This is a genomic window from Aquibaculum arenosum (assembly GCF_029222965.1).
In the GTDB taxonomy this organism is placed as follows: Bacteria; Pseudomonadota; Alphaproteobacteria; order Kiloniellales; family DSM-21159; genus Aquibaculum; species Aquibaculum arenosum.
In genome coordinates, this window is sequence record NZ_JARHUD010000001.1 from 570,292 (window position 1) to 587,058 (window position 16,767).

Here is a 16,767-nt window from a genome sequence, read left to right on the forward strand (position 1 = left end):
GGGAGTCGTCCAGGCCTCCGCGGCGTCATCCCCCTGCGGTCAGCCAGGACCTCCCCCGTTTATGCGTTACCACAGGCCTGGAAGGCGCGCTAGCAAGCAACGTGGCTTTCATCACTCTGTCCTGTTCATGGAACCGGGGGGCCGATCTGAGTCGGCCGGAGAAAGCTGAAGTCGCATCCCTCAGGCGCCTGTGTGACTTCCTTCAAATAGAGGTACTTGAAGCCACGATCTGAACCGGCATGCGAAACGCTGGGCGACAGCGTTTTTTGCCGGCTGGCGAGTTCTTTTTCCTCGACCACGAGCTGAAGGCGACCGGCCGCAGCGTCGAGGCGAATCCGGTCGCCATCTTGTACCAAGGCAAGCGGACCGCCTTCAGCGGCCTCCGGCGCGATGTGCAACACGATGGTGCCGAAGGCCGTTCCGCTCATTCGCGCGTCGGAGAGGCGCACCATATCCTTCACGCCTTGCCGGGCCAGCTTCTTTGGAATGGGCAGGTAGCCGGCCTCCGGCATGCCCGGTGCCCCCTTGGGACCGGCGTTCTTCAGCACGAGAACGCTGTCGGCCGTGACTGGGAGCTCTGGATCGTCGATCCGCTCCGCCAGGTCCTGTAGGTTCTTGAAGACCACGGCCGGCCCCTCGTGTTGCAGGAGCATTGGGCTTGCCGCCGACTGTTTGATCACCGCACCGTCCGGCGCCAGGTTCCCCCGCAGCAGGCGCAGCGCGCCGCCGCTGTGGATCGGGTTGTCGAAGGCACGGACCACCTCCTGCGGCCAGGCAGCAGGCGCGGCATCGAGCTCTTCGCCCAGGCTGCGCCCGCTGACGGTCAGGCAGTCGAGCTCGAGCTGGTGGCGCAGTTCGCGCAGTATGGGCGTCAGGCCGCCGGCCTTGTGCAGGTCCTCCATGTAGTGCTGGCCGGAGGGCTTGAGATCGACGAGAACCGGTGTCTCCTGGCCCAGCTTGTCGAAAGCTTCCAGGTCCAGGGGATACCCCAGGCGCCCGGCGACCGCGGCCAGATGGACCAGGGCGTTCGTCGATCCACCAACGGCGTGGAGAATGCGGAAGGCATTACGGAAGGCCGGCGGCGTCATGATGCGATCGGGCGTGAGGCGCTCTGCCGCCATGGCAACGGCGCGCGCCCCGCTGGCCTCACAGTGGCGCAGACGATCGGCATGGACGGCGGGGATGGCCGCCCCGCCGGGCAGCATCATGCCCAGTGCCTCGGCGGTCAGCGCCATGGTGCTGGCAGTCCCCATAACCATGCAGGTGCCGGCGGTGGGAGCCAGCTTGCCGGAGATCTCGTCGATCTCGGCGGCGTCGATCTCGCCGGCGCGAAAGCGTGCCCAGAAGCGCCGGCAGTCGGTGCAGGCGCCCAGGCGCTCCCCGCGATGGTCCCCGGTCATCATGGGACCGGTGACGGTCAGGATGGCCGGCACGCCGGCGCTGGCAGCGCCCATAAGCAGGGCGGGCACGGTCTTGTCGCAGCCGCCGATCAGGACCACCGAGTCCATGGGCTGGGCGCGGATCATCTCCTCCGTGTCCATGGCCATGAGGTTTCGCAGGTACATGGAGGTCGGGTTGGAAAAGGACTCGTGCATCGAGGTTACCGGGAAGCGCACCGGCAGGCCTCCGGCAAGCAGGACCCCGCGCTCGATGGCGTCGATCATCTCCGGCACCGTGCGATGGCAAGCGTTGTAGCCGCTGAAGGTGTCGGTGATGCCGACGATGGGCCGGGAGAGAGCATCGTCGCTGTAGCCCATGGCCTTGATGAAGGCCCGGCGCAGGAAGAGCGAAAAGCCCGAATCGCCATAGTGGGTCAGTCCCGCCGCCATACCGCGTGGGCTGTCGTCCTGATCTGTCGTCATGTCTTCTCCACCAGCGATACTCTGATGAGCCTTGTGCGCGCGCGGCGCTGCGTCAAGTCGACGCCTGTTGCGGGGCCAACAGGCGTCGATAAAGCGGTCGCATCATGGCCGGGAGCATGAACATCGGCAGCTGGGCTATGGCAAAGAAGAGCACCACGTCGAAGTTCTCGTCCGGTGACAGCGTCGCCAGCAGCAGGCCCATGTTGCAGTTGCCGGCCAGCAGGCCCGCACTCATGGCCAAACGCCGCCCGAAACCCCAAAAGGCCAGCATGGTGATGGCTTGCAGCGCCGGATTGGCGAGAAAGGCGGCCAGGAGCCAGAGTAGGACCTGGGCCGGCTGCGCCAACAAAGTCTCGGTCACGCCGTCCATGATGGCCACGGCAAACAGCAGCATGATGACCACGATCATGCCATCGAGCGCGACGCCATTGCGTCGCAGCCAGGCCGAGCCGAGCCAGGCGCGGATGGCGAGCGCGCCCAACAGCGCCAAAAGAACGACGCCGCCAAGCCGCAGCATCAGTTCTCCGGTTCCAATCGCAAGGTCGAGGCCCAGCAGCCAAAGGCTGAGCGGCGGAATGGTCACCGGTGCCAGCAGCGTGCTGATCAGACCCACCACCAGCGTCAGCGCGCCGTCGAGCCCGAGCAGCAGCGCGATGGCCGTTGCTCCCAGGATTGGCGGGGCCGCCGCCATCAAAATCACGGCGGTCTCCAGACCCGAGGGCAGGGGAACGCCAGCCAGGGCGGCCCAGGTGAGCACGGGCGAGGCCAGCAGCATCCAGGCCACCAGACCGCCGGTCAGTAAGGGGCGCCGCAGGTAGGTGCCGACCTGCTGCCAATCGACTCGCAGGAGAGAAAAGAGGAGAAGCAACACCACGCTCGGCGCCAGCAGCGGCCGGAGCAGGTTTGCGAGTCCAGGCAGCAGCAGGCCGATGAACACACCCACGAACAGCAGAGGCACGCCCTTGCCGCCCAGCAGGCTCAGCAGTCTCAACACCGTATCTGTCCCCCGAATGATCGCCGGTTAAGCTAAACCCTTTCGCCGTTTCCGGCCAATCGACTAAGCTCCGGCCCGGCCCCGCGTCGGGGGTTTGGATGAAAGGGCTGGAGCAGCATGAGCGGAGCGCCGCTGGAACTTTATCGCACTGAGGTTCCGCAGGAGTGGATCGATATCAACGGCCACATGAATGTGGCCTACTACCTCTATGCCTTTGATCGCGGAATGGACGGCCTCATGCAACGGGTCGGACTGACCGCTGAGCATCGCGAGACGACAGGTGGCAGCATCTTCGCAGTTGAAGGACACCTGACCTATCAGCGCGAACTCAAGCTGGGAGAGCCCTTGGTGATCTCCCTTCAGTTGCTGGGATGGGACAGGAAGAAGTTCCACACCTTTTGGCGGATGCACCACGCGGAGGCTGGCTTCCTGGCGGCCACCGGCGAGTTCCTCAGTCTCTACGTCAATCTGGAGAGCCGACGCAGCGCCGAGATGCCGGAGTCCATTCAAGCCGCGCTCGCTGAAATCGCCGAGATCCAACGTGATCTGCCCTGGCCGAAAGAGGCGGGCAGGGCGGTGCAGCTGCGGAGATCTGCCGCGGCATGAAGTGGGCAAGCGCCGCAGCTATTGCTCTTCGGGGCCTCAGCGCCGATCTTGCTGGTATGCGCAAACCTTTACTCACTTCCCTGTTGTTGCTCGTCTTCCTGGTCGTCACGGCCGGCCCGGCGGCCGCGGCCTGCACCGATCCGCCCGGGGCCGAGGCTGACTGGCAACGCTGCAACTTTGACGGCGTCGACTTGACCGACGTGAACCTGGCGGGCGCTCGCTTGCGGGAAGCGAGTTTCCTGCGTGCCGATCTCTCCGGGGCCGACCTGTCGGGAATCGAGGGGCATCGTGCGAAGTTCATCAACACCAAGCTGCATGGTGTGGACCTGAGCGAAGCCCAACTCTTCCAGGCGGACATGACGAAAGCCGACCTGACCGATGCAAATCTGTCGAACGCCAACCTGCGGGAAGCCAGGCTGTTTCAGGCAAATCTGCGCGGGGCGAACCTGACCGGCGCACAGATCAACAATGCCGATCTGACCTTTGCCGATCTCTCGGGAGCCACCTGGATCAATGGCGAACATGTCTGCCGGGAAGGCTCGCGCGGGCGCTGCAACTGACAGAAAATGCCCAGCCTTCAGGCGCAGAACTGCTGAATGGCTTCGGCGTACTCCTGCTTGAGGCGCGCGCAGAGTTCGGCCACCGCGGGGACATCTTCGATCGTGGCAGCTCCCTGGCCGGCCGACCAGACATCGCGCCAGGCCTTGGAGTGATCCAATGACAGCTTCTTGTCCGCCTTGAGGTCTTCCGGGTTCATTCCCGCCGCCTCCAGCGAGGCGCGCAGGAAGTTGGCAGGGATGCCGCTGACTGCCGGCGTGTAGACGATGTCCTTGGTCCCGGCCTCCAAGATCATCTGCTTGTAGGCCTCATCGGCGCGGCTCTCACGAGTGGCGATGAAGCGGGTGCCGAGATAGGACAGATCGGCACCCAGCATCCGGGAGGCGGCGATCTGACCCCCGTTGTTGATGGCTCCGGAGAGCACGATGGTCCCGCCGAAAAATCGTCGGATTTCCGGCAGGAAGGCGAAGGGGCTCAAGGTTCCGGCGTGGCCACCGGCGCCGGCGCAGACCGCGATGAGGCCGTCCACGCCGGCCTCGGCCGCCTTTTCTGCATGGCGACGGTTGATCACGTCGTGGAACACCAGTCCGCCGTAGCTCTGCACTGCCTGTACCACTTCCGGGACCGCACCCAGCGAGGTGATCACCAGCGGCACCTTGCGTTCGACCGTGACCTCGAGGTCGGCGTCGAGGCGCTTGTTGCTGCGGTGGACGATGAGATTGACCCCATAGGGGGCCGCCTGCGGTGCCTCGGCCAGCCGTCCCTCGATCTCGTCCAGCCAATCGATGTAGCCCTCGGTGCTGCGCTGATTGAGGCTGGGAAAGGTGCCGATCAGCCCGGCGCGGCAGGTCTCCACCACAAGGTCCGGACCGGAAACCAGGAACATCGGCGCGGCGATGGCGGGCAGGGCGAGGCGGCCGTCAAAAGCGGTGGGCAGAGGCAAGGGGAGGCTCCGAATTGGTGAAGGTGTGGCAAAGGGATAGCCCGCGCTCCCACGCGCGGGCAAGGCTTCACCCACGTGCCCGCAACTCCCGGCGCATGATCTTGCCGGTGGCGGTCATGGGCAGGCTGTCCACGAAAGCAACCTCGCGCGGGTACTCATGTGCCGCCAGCCGTTGCTTCACGAAGTCCTTGATCTCCTGCGCCAGGGCGGAGTCGGCTCGGTGGCCCGCGGCCGGCACGATGAAGGCCTTGACCCGCTCCGTGCGCAGAGTGTCCGGCACGCCGACCACCGCGGCGAGCGACACCGCCGGGTGCTTGAGCAGGCAGTCCTCCACCTCGCCCGGGCCGATGCGATAGCCGGCCGAGGTGATCACGTCATCATCGCGGCCGACGAAGTGGAAGTAGCCCTCCACGTCCGCATAGCCCTGGTCGCCGGTCAGCATCCAGTCGCCGAGGAACTTCTCCGCCGTGGCGTCGGGCCTGTTCCAGTAGCCAAGGAACATCACCGGGTCGGGGCGGTGCACGGCAATGGTGCCAACGTCGCCAGCCGGGAGTTCCTCGCCTTCGTCACTCACCACGGCCACCCGATGACCGAAGACCGGGCGGCCCATGGAGCCGGGTTTGAGCGGCAAGATGGCGGAGCAGTTGGAAACAATCAGGTTGCACTCGGTCTGGCCATAGAACTCATTGGCATTGATGCCGAAGGTGGCCTGCGTCCAGTCGAGCAGTTCCGTGCCCAGGGTTTCGCCGCCGCTGCCCATAGAACGGAGCCGGTAGTCCCAACGGTCCTGCGGCCGCGAAACGCCGCGCATCATCTTGAGGGCCGTCGGCGGCATGAAGACATTGCGGATCTCCTGCTCGGCCAGGAGCGCAAAGGCCTCCTCCGGATCGAAACGCGCCATGCGATGGGCCACGACCGGCACGCCATGGTGCAGGCTCGGCAGCAGCACGTCGAAGAGCCCCCCGATCCAGGCCCAGTCGGCGGGTGTCCAGAAGCGGTCGCCGGGGTGCGGGAAGAGTTCCTGCGGCATCTCCACGCCCGGCAGATGGCCGAGCAGAACCCGGTGTGCGTGCAGCGCGCCCTTGGGCGGGCCAGTGGTGCCGCTGGTGTAGATGATGATGGCGGGATCGTTGGCTGCGGTGGCCCGCGGCGTAAAGCTGTCGGACGCTGAGGCCAGGGCGCCGTGCAGGTCGAGGGCGCCGCCCTCGCCGGGGCCGTCGGTGCAAAGCAGCAATCGCAGTTCCGGCAGGTCCGCGCGCAGGGCTGCGACCTTCTCCAGCCCCGCCGCGTTCGTCACCAGGGCCCAGGCGCCGCTGTCGGCCAAGCGATAGCGCAGTGCCTCCTCCCCGAAGAGCGTGAAGAGCGGGACCGAGATGGCGCCCAGCTTGAAGGTGGCGATGTGGGCGATCGCGGTTTCCGGCGTCTGCGGCAGGAGCACCGCCACGCGATCGCCAGACGTCACCCCTCGTGCCTGCAGCAGGTTGGCCAAGCGGTTCGACAGGCGTTTGAGGAGGTCGAAGCTGTAGCGGTCGGTCCTGCCGTCGGCGTGGCGGTGCAGCAATGCGAGGCGCCCACTACCGTCGGCCCAGCGATCGCAGACATCGACGCCTATGTTGTAGTGCTGCGGCACATTCCAGGAGAAGCGAGCGGCGATCTGGGCGTAGCTATCGCCTCTGGGCAGCATGGCGCCTCATTCCAGCCTTGCCGGTTTCATGACGCCTGCACGGTAGCGCTTCTACGCAGGTTTGGCAGCAAGCCCTTGCGTCAGTCGTTGTATTCCTCGGGGATACGCTCGGGCGGCAGGTCGATGCCCTGCTCCAGGAGATAGCGCACCGCACCCGCGTGGAAGGGCAGGACGCTGTTGCCGCTCCAGTTCTCGATGCGCGACTGCGCGGCCGAAGCGTGAATCGCGCGCATGCGCTCGTTGTCTTCCAGGACCAATTTGGTGATCTCGTATGCCAGGCTGTCGGGTAGGTCCTTGTCAGCGACGAGAAAGCTCCACATCGAGACCGTGGGCAGATCCTGTTCGAGCGCCTCGTAAGTGCCGGCGGTCAGCGTGTAGGGAGCGAGCGACGGGTTGTCGTTCAAAAGCTGCTCTCGCTGCTCAGCATCGAAAGCGAAGAATGTTACCGGCTGCTCGGCCTCGAACTGCGCAAATGCGGCGATGGGAGCCCCGATGGCCAACGCAATGGCGTCGATGCTGCCAGCCTCCAGCTCCTGGGCCAGGTCGTCGACCACGCCAAAGCGTGACTCGACATCGAGTTCCAGCTGCTGGAAATAGCGAGGGAAGTAGGTCCCCGGCGTACCCTCTTCCGGGCCCACACCAACGCGCCGACCGTCAAGCTGACTCGCTGTCGAGAGCCCCGTGCTTTCCAGCGCCATGATGTGGAAAGGCGACTCGTACATGGGGAAGAGCGCGCGCAGATCATGCATCTTAGAGCCGGGCGCCAGTTCGTTCTCACCCTGCCAAGCGTCGTGGGCGGGACCCATCGTGACCATGGCTAGCGCGATGTCGCCGGACTGCAGCAGTGCCAGGTTCTCCACCGGTCCAGCGGTTGCCTGGGCAGTGGCGGGCACGTTCAACTGATCCTGGATGAGTCCCGCCAGACCTGTGCCATAGACGAGATAGGTCCCACCCTGGCTGGCCGTGCCTATGCTGATCGAGTCTGGCCAGTCGCTCGACGTCTGCTCTGCCGTTGCCATGCCTGGAAGCAGAAAGAGCGCTGCTATCGCTGGCGCTGCCATCCACTGCTTGAGTGCCTTCGCATTCATTGGCCCCTCCCTCCTTGCTTTGGGGGCTCGTCTAGCAATGTTTGCGGGAGGTGTCACCCAGGTAATCGCAAAAGTGCAGGCGCGGGCAGAGCTGACGGCTCTTAACCCACCAAGTCGCTGTAGTAGTCCGCAGAGAGGCCGGCCTTGCTGCGGCCGGGTTCGTTGAAGGGCGGCTTCAGCGGGCCGCGAAAGCGCTCCCGAACCAGTCGCTGCCAGGTGCTTACCGGCTCGAGCTGGCGCTTGGCGCACAGCCACTGGAACCAGCGCCGGCCGATGGCGACATGGCCGATTTCCTCATCGTATATGACCTGCAGCACGGAAGCGGACTCCTCATCGCCTGCATCCTGCAGCTTCTTGATCATCGCCGGCGTGACGTCGAGCCCACGGGCCTCCAGGACCATCGGCACCACTGCGAGCCGGGCGAGGAGGTCGTCCGCAGTCGCCTCGGCGGCCTGCCAGAGGCCATCGTGGGCGGGCAAGTCACCGTAGCGGCCCCCCAACGCCGCCAATCGGTCCGACAGGAGGGAGAAGTGCTTGGCTTCCTCATCAGCGACGCGCACCCAGTCATCGTAGAAGTCTCGCGGCAGCTCCTCGTGCGTGAAGCGCGCAATGATGTCCCAGGCGAGGTCGATGGCGTTAAGCTCGATGTGAGCCAGGGCGTGCAGCAGGGCGAAGCGGCCGGCCGTGCCCGGGCCGATCTTGCGCTTCTTCACGCGGTTCGGCGGCAGGAGTTCCGGGCTTTCGGGGCGCGCCGGCCTGTCCGGCGGCTGTCCTTCGCCAATCGCCGTGATCCTCAACCCTCGCCAGTCGGAGGCCGCTGCCCGGCTGCGGCGCGCCTTGCGCTCGGGGTCCGGGACGTCCAGGACCGCCAGGGCCGCACCGGCCAAGGAGAACTGCATCAGAGCTCCTGGACGGCCTTCAGCACGGCATCAACATGGCCCGGCACCTTCACCTTGCGCCAGACCTGACGGACCACGCCCTGTTCGTCGATCAGGAAGGTGGCACGCTCGATGCCCATGTACTTGCGCCCGTACATGGATTTCTCGACCCAGGTGCCATAGGCCGCGCACACCTCACCCTCCTCGTCGGACAGGAGGGTGAAGGGCAGTTCGTACTTCTCTTTGAATTTGTCGTGCTTTTTCACGCTGTCCTTGGAGAGGCCGAGAATGACCGCATCGACCTTGCTGAAATCGGGCAGAGCGTCGCGAAATCCGCAGGCCTCAGCGGTACAGCCCGATGTATCGTCCTTCGGATAGAAGTAGAGGACGACCTTCTTTCCCCGCAGCTCGCTCAGCGACAGCGTCTTGCCGCCGTCGGTGGGAAGGGTGAAGTCGGGAGCGGTTTGTCCGGGCTCGACCGTCATGGGCGTGTCTCTCCTCATTCGTTCTGGCTGGCGGCCGCGCGCAAGGTGGCAGCCGGCTCGCCGATGAGCTCGTCGTAGGCCTGCGCTACGGCTTCAGTTTGTGCTTGCAGAGTGCGTTCCAGGGTCTCGAAGTCAAGCACGCCTGCTGTCCGAGCAAGTGCGGCGCGCAGACCCGACGGCGTGTTCTCTGGCTCGAACGTCTCGCCCACGGTCAGGCGCAGGTAATTCTGCACCCGGCGCAGGAGTTTGATTGCCTCTTGCAATTGCTCGGCAGTCTCCTGATCCAAGGCACGGACGCGGGCCAGGGCGTCGAAGGCGGCTTCGCTCGTTCCGCACAGCACCTCGGGATGAGCGGCGGCATGGCGCAGCTGCAGGTACTGGGCGATGAAGTCCAAATCGTAGAGGCCGCCGCGCTTGTACTTGATGTCCCATGGCGAGCGGCCAGGATGCTGCTTGGCAATCCGCTGGCGCATGTTGTCCACGTCGAGCAACAGTCGTTCTGGGTCTCGCGTGCGGGTCAGGATCGCGGTGAGCGTCGAACGAATCCGGTTGGCGAAGTCCGGCACGGCGGCGGCGACGCGAAAGCGGGTGAGTGCCATCAGCTCCCAGGTCCAGGCATCCTGTTCCAGGTAGCGTTGATAGCCCGGAAGGGAGAGCGCGATGGGACCTGAGGCACCCGAGGGCCGCAGGCGGGGATCCACCTCGTAAAGCAACCCCTCGCCGGTCGGCGCCGAGAGCGCTGCGATCAGGCGCTGGGCGAGACGGCCATAGTAAACGCTGGCGGACAGCGGTTTGCGTCCGTCGGATTCCTGGGCAGGATCGTCACAATCGTAGACGAAGACCAGGTCCAGGTCCGAGGAGAGGGTCATCTCCCGTGCACCCAGCCGTCCCAGAGCGATCACGGCTAGTCCCGCGCCTGGCACCCTGCCGTGGGACGCCGCCATCTCTTCCTCGACCGCGGCCAGAAGGGCGGCGATGGCAACATCGGCCAGATCGGAGAGCCCGCGCGCGGCAATGGCCGGATCGATCTTGCCCAGCAGAATCTGCACACCGACCTGGAAGCGATGGTCGGCCGACCAGCGCCGGGCTTCGTCGAGTTGATCCTGGAAGTCGCGGCAATGGCGGAAGGCTTCCTCCAGTTCGTCCCGGAGCGTTTGGGCGTCCGGCAAGGGTGCATAGAACTCCGTGTCGATCACCGCTTCCAGCAGCGCCGGCCGGCGGCCAAGACGTTCGGCAAGCGCCGGCGCATGGCCGAGAACTTCCGCCAATATCTCCAGCAACGGGGGGTTTTGGTACAGCAGCGAGAAGAGTTGCACACCGGCCGGTAGACGCGAGAGGAAGGTGTCGAAACGGACCAGGGCGGCATCGGGGTCGCTGCCTTGGCCAAGCGCCTGCAGCAGCGCCGGCATCAATTCGGTCAGGATCTGCCGAGCGCGCACCGAGCGGGTGGCGCGGTAGCGCCCGTGGTGCCAGGCGCGCACGAGGTTGAACACGCGTTCGCCGTCCTTGAACCCCATTTCCTGAAGGGTGGCCAGTGTGCCGGGTTCGGGCTCTCCGCCGGTGAACACCAGATTGCCGGGCCCGGCCAGCGAAGGGGCTTCCTCGAAGAGTTCGGCATAGTGCGCTTCCACCGCGCGCAGGTGGCGCAAAAGCACCTCCCGGAATGCCGCTTCATCGGGGAAACCCATGAAGGCCGCTATGCGGCCCACCCCTTCGGCGGTGGCCGGCAGGCTGTGGGTCTGCTTGTCGTCCACCATCTGGAGGCGATGCTCCAGGGTACGCAGGAAAAGGTAAGCCGCGTGCATGTCGGCGGCTGCCTCCGGTGTCACCCGGCCGGCCTCGGTCAGGGCTTGCAGGGCGTCCAGCGTGCGCGGAGTCCGAAGCTCCGGGTCGCGTCCGCCGTAGATGAGCTGTTGCGTCTGGACGAAGAACTCGATTTCACGAATCCCGCCGCGGCCCAGCTTGATGTTATGGCCCTCCACCGCAACATCGGCGCCGCCCTTGTGTGCGTGGATCTGGCGCTTGATGGAATGGATGTCCTGGATCGCCCAGAAATCGAGATGCTTACGCCAGATGAAAGGTGTGAGCTCGCGCAGGAAGGATGTCCCCAGATCCTCGTCACCTGCTGCTGCTCGGGCCTTGATCATGGCCGCCCGCTCCCAGTTCTGGCCCTGGGATTCGTAGTAGGTGAGGGCACCGTTCACCGACAGGCAGAGCGGTGTGGCACCCGGATCGGGACGCAGGCGCAGGTCCGTGCGGAAGACGTATCCATCGGCCGTCCGCTCATCCATCAGGCGGGACAGTTCCCGCGCCATTCGGACCATACCTTCCTGCACACCGCGCGCACGGCGGTAGTCGATGCGGTCCGGGTCGAACAGCAGGATCAGGTCAATATCGGAGGAATAGTTGAGTTCCCTGGCACCGTATTTTCCCATCGCCAGAACGCTGAAGCCACAGCGGTCCAGTGGGCGCTCCGGGTCGGCCAGAATAAGCTCCTCGCGTTCGTGCGCGTCGAGCAGCAGATGGGCGAGTGCCGTGTCCAGTGCTGCATCCGCAAAGTCTGACAGGGCCTGCGTCACCTGCAGCAGTGGCCAGGCGTCGGTCATGTCAGCGATGGCCGTCACAAGGGCAACGCGTCGCTTGGCTCGCCTCAAACCGCTCTCGACCTCTGCCCGGCTTTTCCGCGCCAGTTTCGGGTCCCTGCTGTCCGCCAGCGTCTGCTCCAGGCAAGCCTCTGGACCCAGCCGGCCCAGGTCGACAAGGAAAGTGGGATCAGACAAAAGACATTGGCCAAGGAACGGTGAGTGACCGAAGATGCACCGCAACAGCGCTTTGCCGGTATCGCTTTCGGCCAAGGCCGCCGGTGCGGCGCGCACCGCAGGGTCGAGGCGTTCAAGCCTTTCATGCCAGTGTGTCAGGCCAATGTCCGCACGTTCGCTGTTCACCGGCAGGGGAAGCCTGTCGGGCGGTGGCAGTTGGTCGGAATCCATGGGGCGGTGCCTGTACGTGAGAAAAATGAAGCCTGCGCGAGCCAGCCTTGAATGGTCAAGCCGGTGCGGAAGCTGTGCCCGGACAGCGATCCGGATTAGGATCGCCACATGAGGGTCAATCGGTTCGGACGTGTGCTGTTGGAGGTCATGGGCGGAGCGGTCGCCTTGCTGGTGGTCGTCCTGCTGATTGTCTTCTGGCGATTAACCGCCGGCCCTGTGCCCATGGATTTCCTCGCCCCGCGGATCGAACAGGCCTTTGCCGGCGAAGGGGTGGTGGCCGAGGTAGGCTCCACCGCCTTGATCTGGGACGGCAGCAGCCGAGAAATTCAGGTGGAGGCGCGCAACTGGCGTCTGCGCGACAGCGAGGGGCAGCCGCTGGCCTACCTTCCGCGGGTCGAGTTGACCCTCAGTCTCGAAGCACTGTTGCACGGCACCTTCGGTGCCACCCGCATCGAGTTGGATCGGGCCCGCCTGCGTGTGCTGCGCGATGAAGAGGGCGCCTTTGCCTTCGGTGCACCGCCGGCGGACAGCGACGAAGTGCCCGATCTCTCGGGGGTGGCGGACGACGTGCTGGCCCAGCTCCTGGAGCCGCGCGACCCGGACAAGGCGATCACCTATCTGCAGCATATCGACATTCGCAATGCCCGGCTGCTCTTCGATGACCGTCGCGTCGGCCGACGGATCGAGCTGCGCCAAGGCGGAATACAGATCTGGCGCGAGGTGGGTGGCATTGGTGCCCAGGTCCAGGGAGAAGCAGCATTTGGCCAGGCACGCGCCGCTCTGCGCTCTTCACTCTGGTTCCGCAGCGATCAGCAGGTGGTTGAAAGCCAGACGCAGTTCGAGGACCTGCGCGTCAACGAGTTTGCTCCCTGGTCCGGTTTCGCGGAACTCGACGGGATCGAGTTGGGTCTCAGCGGCCAGTTGCAGGCGAATGTGCCGATTGATGGGCGCTTGCCCAGCGGCACCTTCGAGATCGCCAGCGATGGCGGCCGGATTGATCTGACGGAGGTTTTCGCGCGCCCCTTCGACCTCCTTTCGCTGAGCGCCCGGGGAGCCTTTGATGGCGCCGGCGGCACCTTCGGACTTGAACAACTCGATCTGCATCTGGGCAACGAACTGGAGCCTGGCCCACGTCTCAGTGCCTCCGCGGATGTACGCGAAGGGACGAATGGGCTTCGCGTGACCACCGAGGCCTCGGTCGAACATGTGTTGGTGCCGGACTTGCATCTTTACTGGCCCACAATACTGCGCGATGGCGGCCGCCCCTGGGTGGTGGAGAACATCCCTGTGGGCGAAGCACCGGAAGGGCGGGTGGCGGCGGATGTGACCCTCCCCAAAGATCCGACGGCGGAACCTCTGGTGCATCGGCTCGACGGATCTTTCAGTTTTCGCGACCTGGAGGTTCACTATCTGCGGCCACTGCCGCCGGCGGTGGGTCTTCACGGCACGGCCACCTTCGATGCCGATTCCTTCAACTTCGTCGTTGAGAACGGCGGCATGCAGGAGTTGGCGGTTTCCGGCGGCGACGTGGTCATCTCCGGCCTGCAGGAGCCGGACCAGTGGCTGGACGTGAGCTTCGACGCCGTTGGTCCCTTGCGGACGGTTCTGGAAACGCTGGAACATCCGCGGCTCGACCTGCTTGCGGAACTGGGCTTCACCTCCGAAGGCTCGGCCGGGCAAGCTAATGCCCGGCTTCGCTTCGTCCTGCCGCTCGAAGACGAGGTCACCTTTGATGACATAGACCTTGGGGTGGACGGGACCGTGAGTGAGGTCCTGTTGCGCCAAGCCGTGCTGGGAGAGGACCTCTCCGGCGGGCCGCTGTCTCTCTCACTGACCCAGCATGGCATGCAGGTCAGTGGTGATCTGGCCTTGGGTGATACCCAGGCCTATGCAGTGAACTGGAGCGAAGCCTTCGAAGGCGGCGGGGAGCGCACGCAGGTCACGGCCTCAATTCCCCACCTCGGACAGCCGGCGCGCGAGCGGCTGGGCGTGGATTTGGCGCCCTATCTGACCGGCCCGGTGGCGGCGGAAATAGATCTTGGTATCCCGGTGCAGGGAGACAGCCGTCTGGATCTGAATGTCGATCTTGCCGAAGCCGCCGTTCAAATCGAGGAACTTGACTGGGACAAGCCTTCGGGCGTTCCGGGACGTTTTACAGGACGGCTGCTTCTTCGGGATGAGCTACCCACGGCAATCGAGGACATGAGCTTCGATGCTGAGGGTTTGACCATGAGCGCTGGGCTGATGACCTTCGATGAACTCGGGGAGCCCAACACACTCAACCTGGGCAATGCCAACTTCGGCAACAGCAGTCTGCAGGCCCTTACACTGCGCTTCCTGTCGGACGGCGGCCTGGAGGCCGAGATCGGAAGCGGACAGCTCGACGTCGAGGACTTCCTGGGAGACGAGGAGGCCGAGACTCAAGCTGGGACGGACGTGCAGGAGCCGGAGGTTCCGGATTCGACGCTGCGCATCGTCGCGCCGAACGTCTCACAGCTACGCTTTGCGGAAAATCGTTTCCTAGAAGCGGCGGAACTGCGCCTCTTTCGCGACGCGGCCGGTTGGCAGGAGGCCGTGCTGCGGGGTCAGGTCCCCCGGCATCTCTGGCGCCGTGGCGGTGGCGCGGCGGATGAGGGGGGCCCGAAGACCGTGTCCCTGATCTACGGGGACGCGGCAGGTCGCGTCGGCAAGGCCTTACAGCTCCAAGCCGACGATTTCGGCGCGATGCTTCGGGCGATCGATCTCTTCGACACGCTGGAAGGCGGCAGTCTGTCCGTGGTGGGAAGCGGGGAGGGTCCTTTGCCGGATCATCCCATGACCTTCGAACTCTGGGCTGACGACTACACGCTGGTGGAAGCACCGGCCATGGCCCGCCTGCTGACCATTGCCTCTCTGACCGGCATTGGCGAACTGCTTGGCGGTGATGGGATCACTTTCCAGCGCTTGACGGGCGAGGTGGTTTTGGCTGATGGCCGTTTGAGCAGCGATCTGGTGCGGGCTTACGGACCGGCGCTCGGCATCACCGCGCGCGGACATCTGGATCTGGAAGGGGCGAACTCGGACGTGCGGGGCACCCTGGTGCCTGCCTATTCGCTCAACCAGGTGCTGGGCGCCATTCCGCTCCTAGGATTCCTGCTCACCGGTGGCGAGGGGGAAGGCATTCTCGGCGTGAACTATCGTCTCAGCGGATCGCTGGAGGATCCCCAGTTCTCGGTCAATCCGCTGTCGGCTCTGGCGCCCGGTTTCCTGCGCAATCTCTTCAATCTTCCGGCAGCCAGCAGCGATAGTGAGGAGGAAGAGGATAACCGCGGTTTCGATCCCTTCCCGCCGGAAAGCATGCGCGGCCCATAGAGCACATTGCGTTCAATTGAAATCGCTTTGCTCGGAGCCGCGCTTGCTGTCGGTTCAGTTGATCAAAACCTCAAAGCTTCTCGGTGCTTCTTCCAATTCGATGAAGGCGTCGCGCTGCAACTCATAGACAGCAAGGCCGCGCTCCACCTGGCCATTCGATTGCAGGCGGAACAAGCCGTCTACACCGGCGAAGCCGTTGGGGTTCTCCAGCGACCCGCGGTCATAGGGTTGATCGTTGCCGTTCTGCGCCGCGTCCTGGGCCAGAGCGGCGGCCATCGCCGTAGAATCGTAGGCCACGGAGGCGATGCGCGGCGGCCGGGCATCGTAGATCTCGCGGTAGCGTTCGGCAAAACGCTCCCAGGAGCCGCGCGCCGGTGAGGCGAACCAGCCGCCGGCCAGGGCCGGTTCGGCGCCCAGAGCACGATTCTCCCACAGACGGGTGCCGAGATACTGAATCTGGCTGGGGTCCACATTGTAGTTGGCAAGCTGCGCGGCAAGCGACAGAAGCTCCCGGCCGCCGGCCGGCACGAGAACGGCATCGTAGCGACTGGTGGCGCTCTGCGCGAACTGGCGAACCGGTTGTGAGAAGTCCGGCGAGCGGGGATCGTAGGTCACCACCTCGACCAAGTCTCCTCCGAATCGCTGAGTGGCCTCCCGGAGCGCGGAGCGGATTGCATCGCCGTAGGCTGAATCGGGCATCAGCAGCCCGATGCGCCGCAGGCCATTGCGCTGCGCATAGTCGACCACCCGTTCGACCTCGGCCTGAGGCGTGAGCCCCATGACGTAGACGCCGTTGCCGGCAAGGGTGCGATCGTTGGAGAAGACCAGAAGCGGCAGGCCGGAGCCCATGGCAGTGCCGCGCACAGCCCGGACGTCGGAGGCGAAGAGCGGGCCAAGCACCAGCTGGGCGCCTTCCTCGATGGATTCCTCCAGGGCCAGATTGACGCTGCTGCCGCTGGCAGCGGTGTCCTTTACTGCGAGGGCGAAGTCATCTTCTCCAATGTCGAAGAGTGCCATCTGCGCGGCGTTCACCAGGGCCTGGCCCACCGGTGCGTGCTCGCCGCTCAGTGGGGCCAGCAAGGCCACCCGGGTTCGGCCGTCGTCATAGAAAGGCCGGGCCATCTCCTCTTCGGGCAGCGCCACCTCCTCGGGTGGCTGTTGCGGCTGTTCCGCCTGGCGCGTAGCCTGCGGGCTGGCGCAAGCGCCTACCAGAAAGAGGAGGATGGCAGCTGCAGCGCTTCCGGCAATCCGCGAGGCAGTCATCGGCGGCTCCTTGAACTGGGGACAAGAAAACGGTTCGAAGTGGAGTAACAACTCTGACGATCAAG

Annotated in this window: 12 protein-coding genes; 3 read left to right on the top strand and 9 right to left on the bottom strand. The window is 65.1% G+C overall.

All coding sequences use genetic code 11. The annotated features are described in order from the left end of the window. Positions 1-125: 125 nt before the first annotated feature. The gene (locus P2G67_RS02635) at positions 126-1,862 is read right to left on the bottom strand and encodes an IlvD/Edd family dehydratase (protein ID WP_275819741.1); all 1,737 of its coding nucleotides are present in this window, start codon (positions 1,860-1,862) and stop codon (positions 126-128) included. 52 nt (positions 1,863-1,914) lie between these two features. Further along, positions 1,915-2,856 (bottom strand): hypothetical protein, encoded by a 942-nt coding sequence (locus P2G67_RS02640; protein WP_275819743.1) that lies wholly within the window; start codon positions 2,854-2,856, stop codon positions 1,915-1,917. 117 nt (positions 2,857-2,973) lie between these two features. Between P2G67_RS02640 and P2G67_RS02645 the strand changes: the two genes are divergently transcribed. Both P2G67_RS02645 and P2G67_RS02650 read left to right on the top strand, forming a co-directional pair. Continuing rightward, entirely contained in the window at positions 2,974-3,462 is a 489-nt protein-coding gene (locus P2G67_RS02645; protein ID WP_275819745.1) for a thioesterase family protein, read from the top strand. A gap of 56 nt (positions 3,463-3,518) precedes the next feature. Further along, positions 3,519-4,022, top strand: coding sequence for a pentapeptide repeat-containing protein (locus P2G67_RS02650; RefSeq protein WP_275819747.1), 504 nt, complete (start codon positions 3,519-3,521; stop codon positions 4,020-4,022). A 17-nt stretch (positions 4,023-4,039) separates the two neighbouring features. On the opposite strand, the gene P2G67_RS02655 is transcribed toward P2G67_RS02650, so the two are convergent. From P2G67_RS02655 to P2G67_RS02680, 6 genes are all read right to left on the bottom strand, one after another. Continuing rightward, positions 4,040-4,963: an NAD(P)H-dependent flavin oxidoreductase gene (locus P2G67_RS02655; protein WP_275819749.1), complete on the bottom strand. Its 924-nt coding sequence runs from the start codon at positions 4,961-4,963 to the stop codon at positions 4,040-4,042. Between the two features lie 67 nt (positions 4,964-5,030). Then, complete coding sequence (locus tag P2G67_RS02660; protein WP_275819751.1) at positions 5,031-6,647, bottom strand: acyl-CoA synthetase; 1,617 nt, start codon at positions 6,645-6,647, stop codon at positions 5,031-5,033. An 80-nt stretch (positions 6,648-6,727) separates the two neighbouring features. Next, a complete protein-coding gene (locus tag P2G67_RS02665; protein WP_275819753.1) occupies positions 6,728-7,735 on the bottom strand; it encodes a TAXI family TRAP transporter solute-binding subunit in 1,008 nt (335 codons plus the stop codon). A gap of 101 nt (positions 7,736-7,836) precedes the next feature. Beyond that, on the bottom strand, positions 7,837-8,634 hold the full coding sequence (locus tag P2G67_RS02670; protein ID WP_275819755.1) for a ferritin-like domain-containing protein: 798 nt from the start codon (positions 8,632-8,634) through the stop codon (positions 7,837-7,839). After that, positions 8,634-9,098, bottom strand: a complete 465-nt coding sequence (bcp, locus tag P2G67_RS02675) for a thioredoxin-dependent thiol peroxidase (protein WP_275819757.1) — start codon at positions 9,096-9,098, stop codon at positions 8,634-8,636. Before bcp ends, P2G67_RS02670 begins: the two co-directional genes overlap by 1 nt. Positions 9,099-9,112: 14 nt before the next feature. Beyond that, positions 9,113-12,088, bottom strand: a complete 2,976-nt coding sequence (locus P2G67_RS02680) for a bifunctional [glutamine synthetase] adenylyltransferase/[glutamine synthetase]-adenylyl-L-tyrosine phosphorylase (RefSeq protein ID WP_275819759.1) — start codon at positions 12,086-12,088, stop codon at positions 9,113-9,115. 108 nt (positions 12,089-12,196) lie between these two features. Between P2G67_RS02680 and P2G67_RS02685 the strand changes: the two genes are divergently transcribed. Then, entirely contained in the window at positions 12,197-15,439 is a 3,243-nt protein-coding gene (locus tag P2G67_RS02685; RefSeq protein WP_275819761.1) for a YhdP family protein, read from the top strand. Between the two features lie 54 nt (positions 15,440-15,493). Here P2G67_RS02685 and P2G67_RS02690 read toward each other — a convergent pair whose 3' ends face one another. Beyond that, positions 15,494-16,702, bottom strand: coding sequence for a penicillin-binding protein activator (locus P2G67_RS02690; protein ID WP_275819764.1), 1,209 nt, complete (start codon positions 16,700-16,702; stop codon positions 15,494-15,496). Positions 16,703-16,767 lie beyond the last annotated feature (65 nt).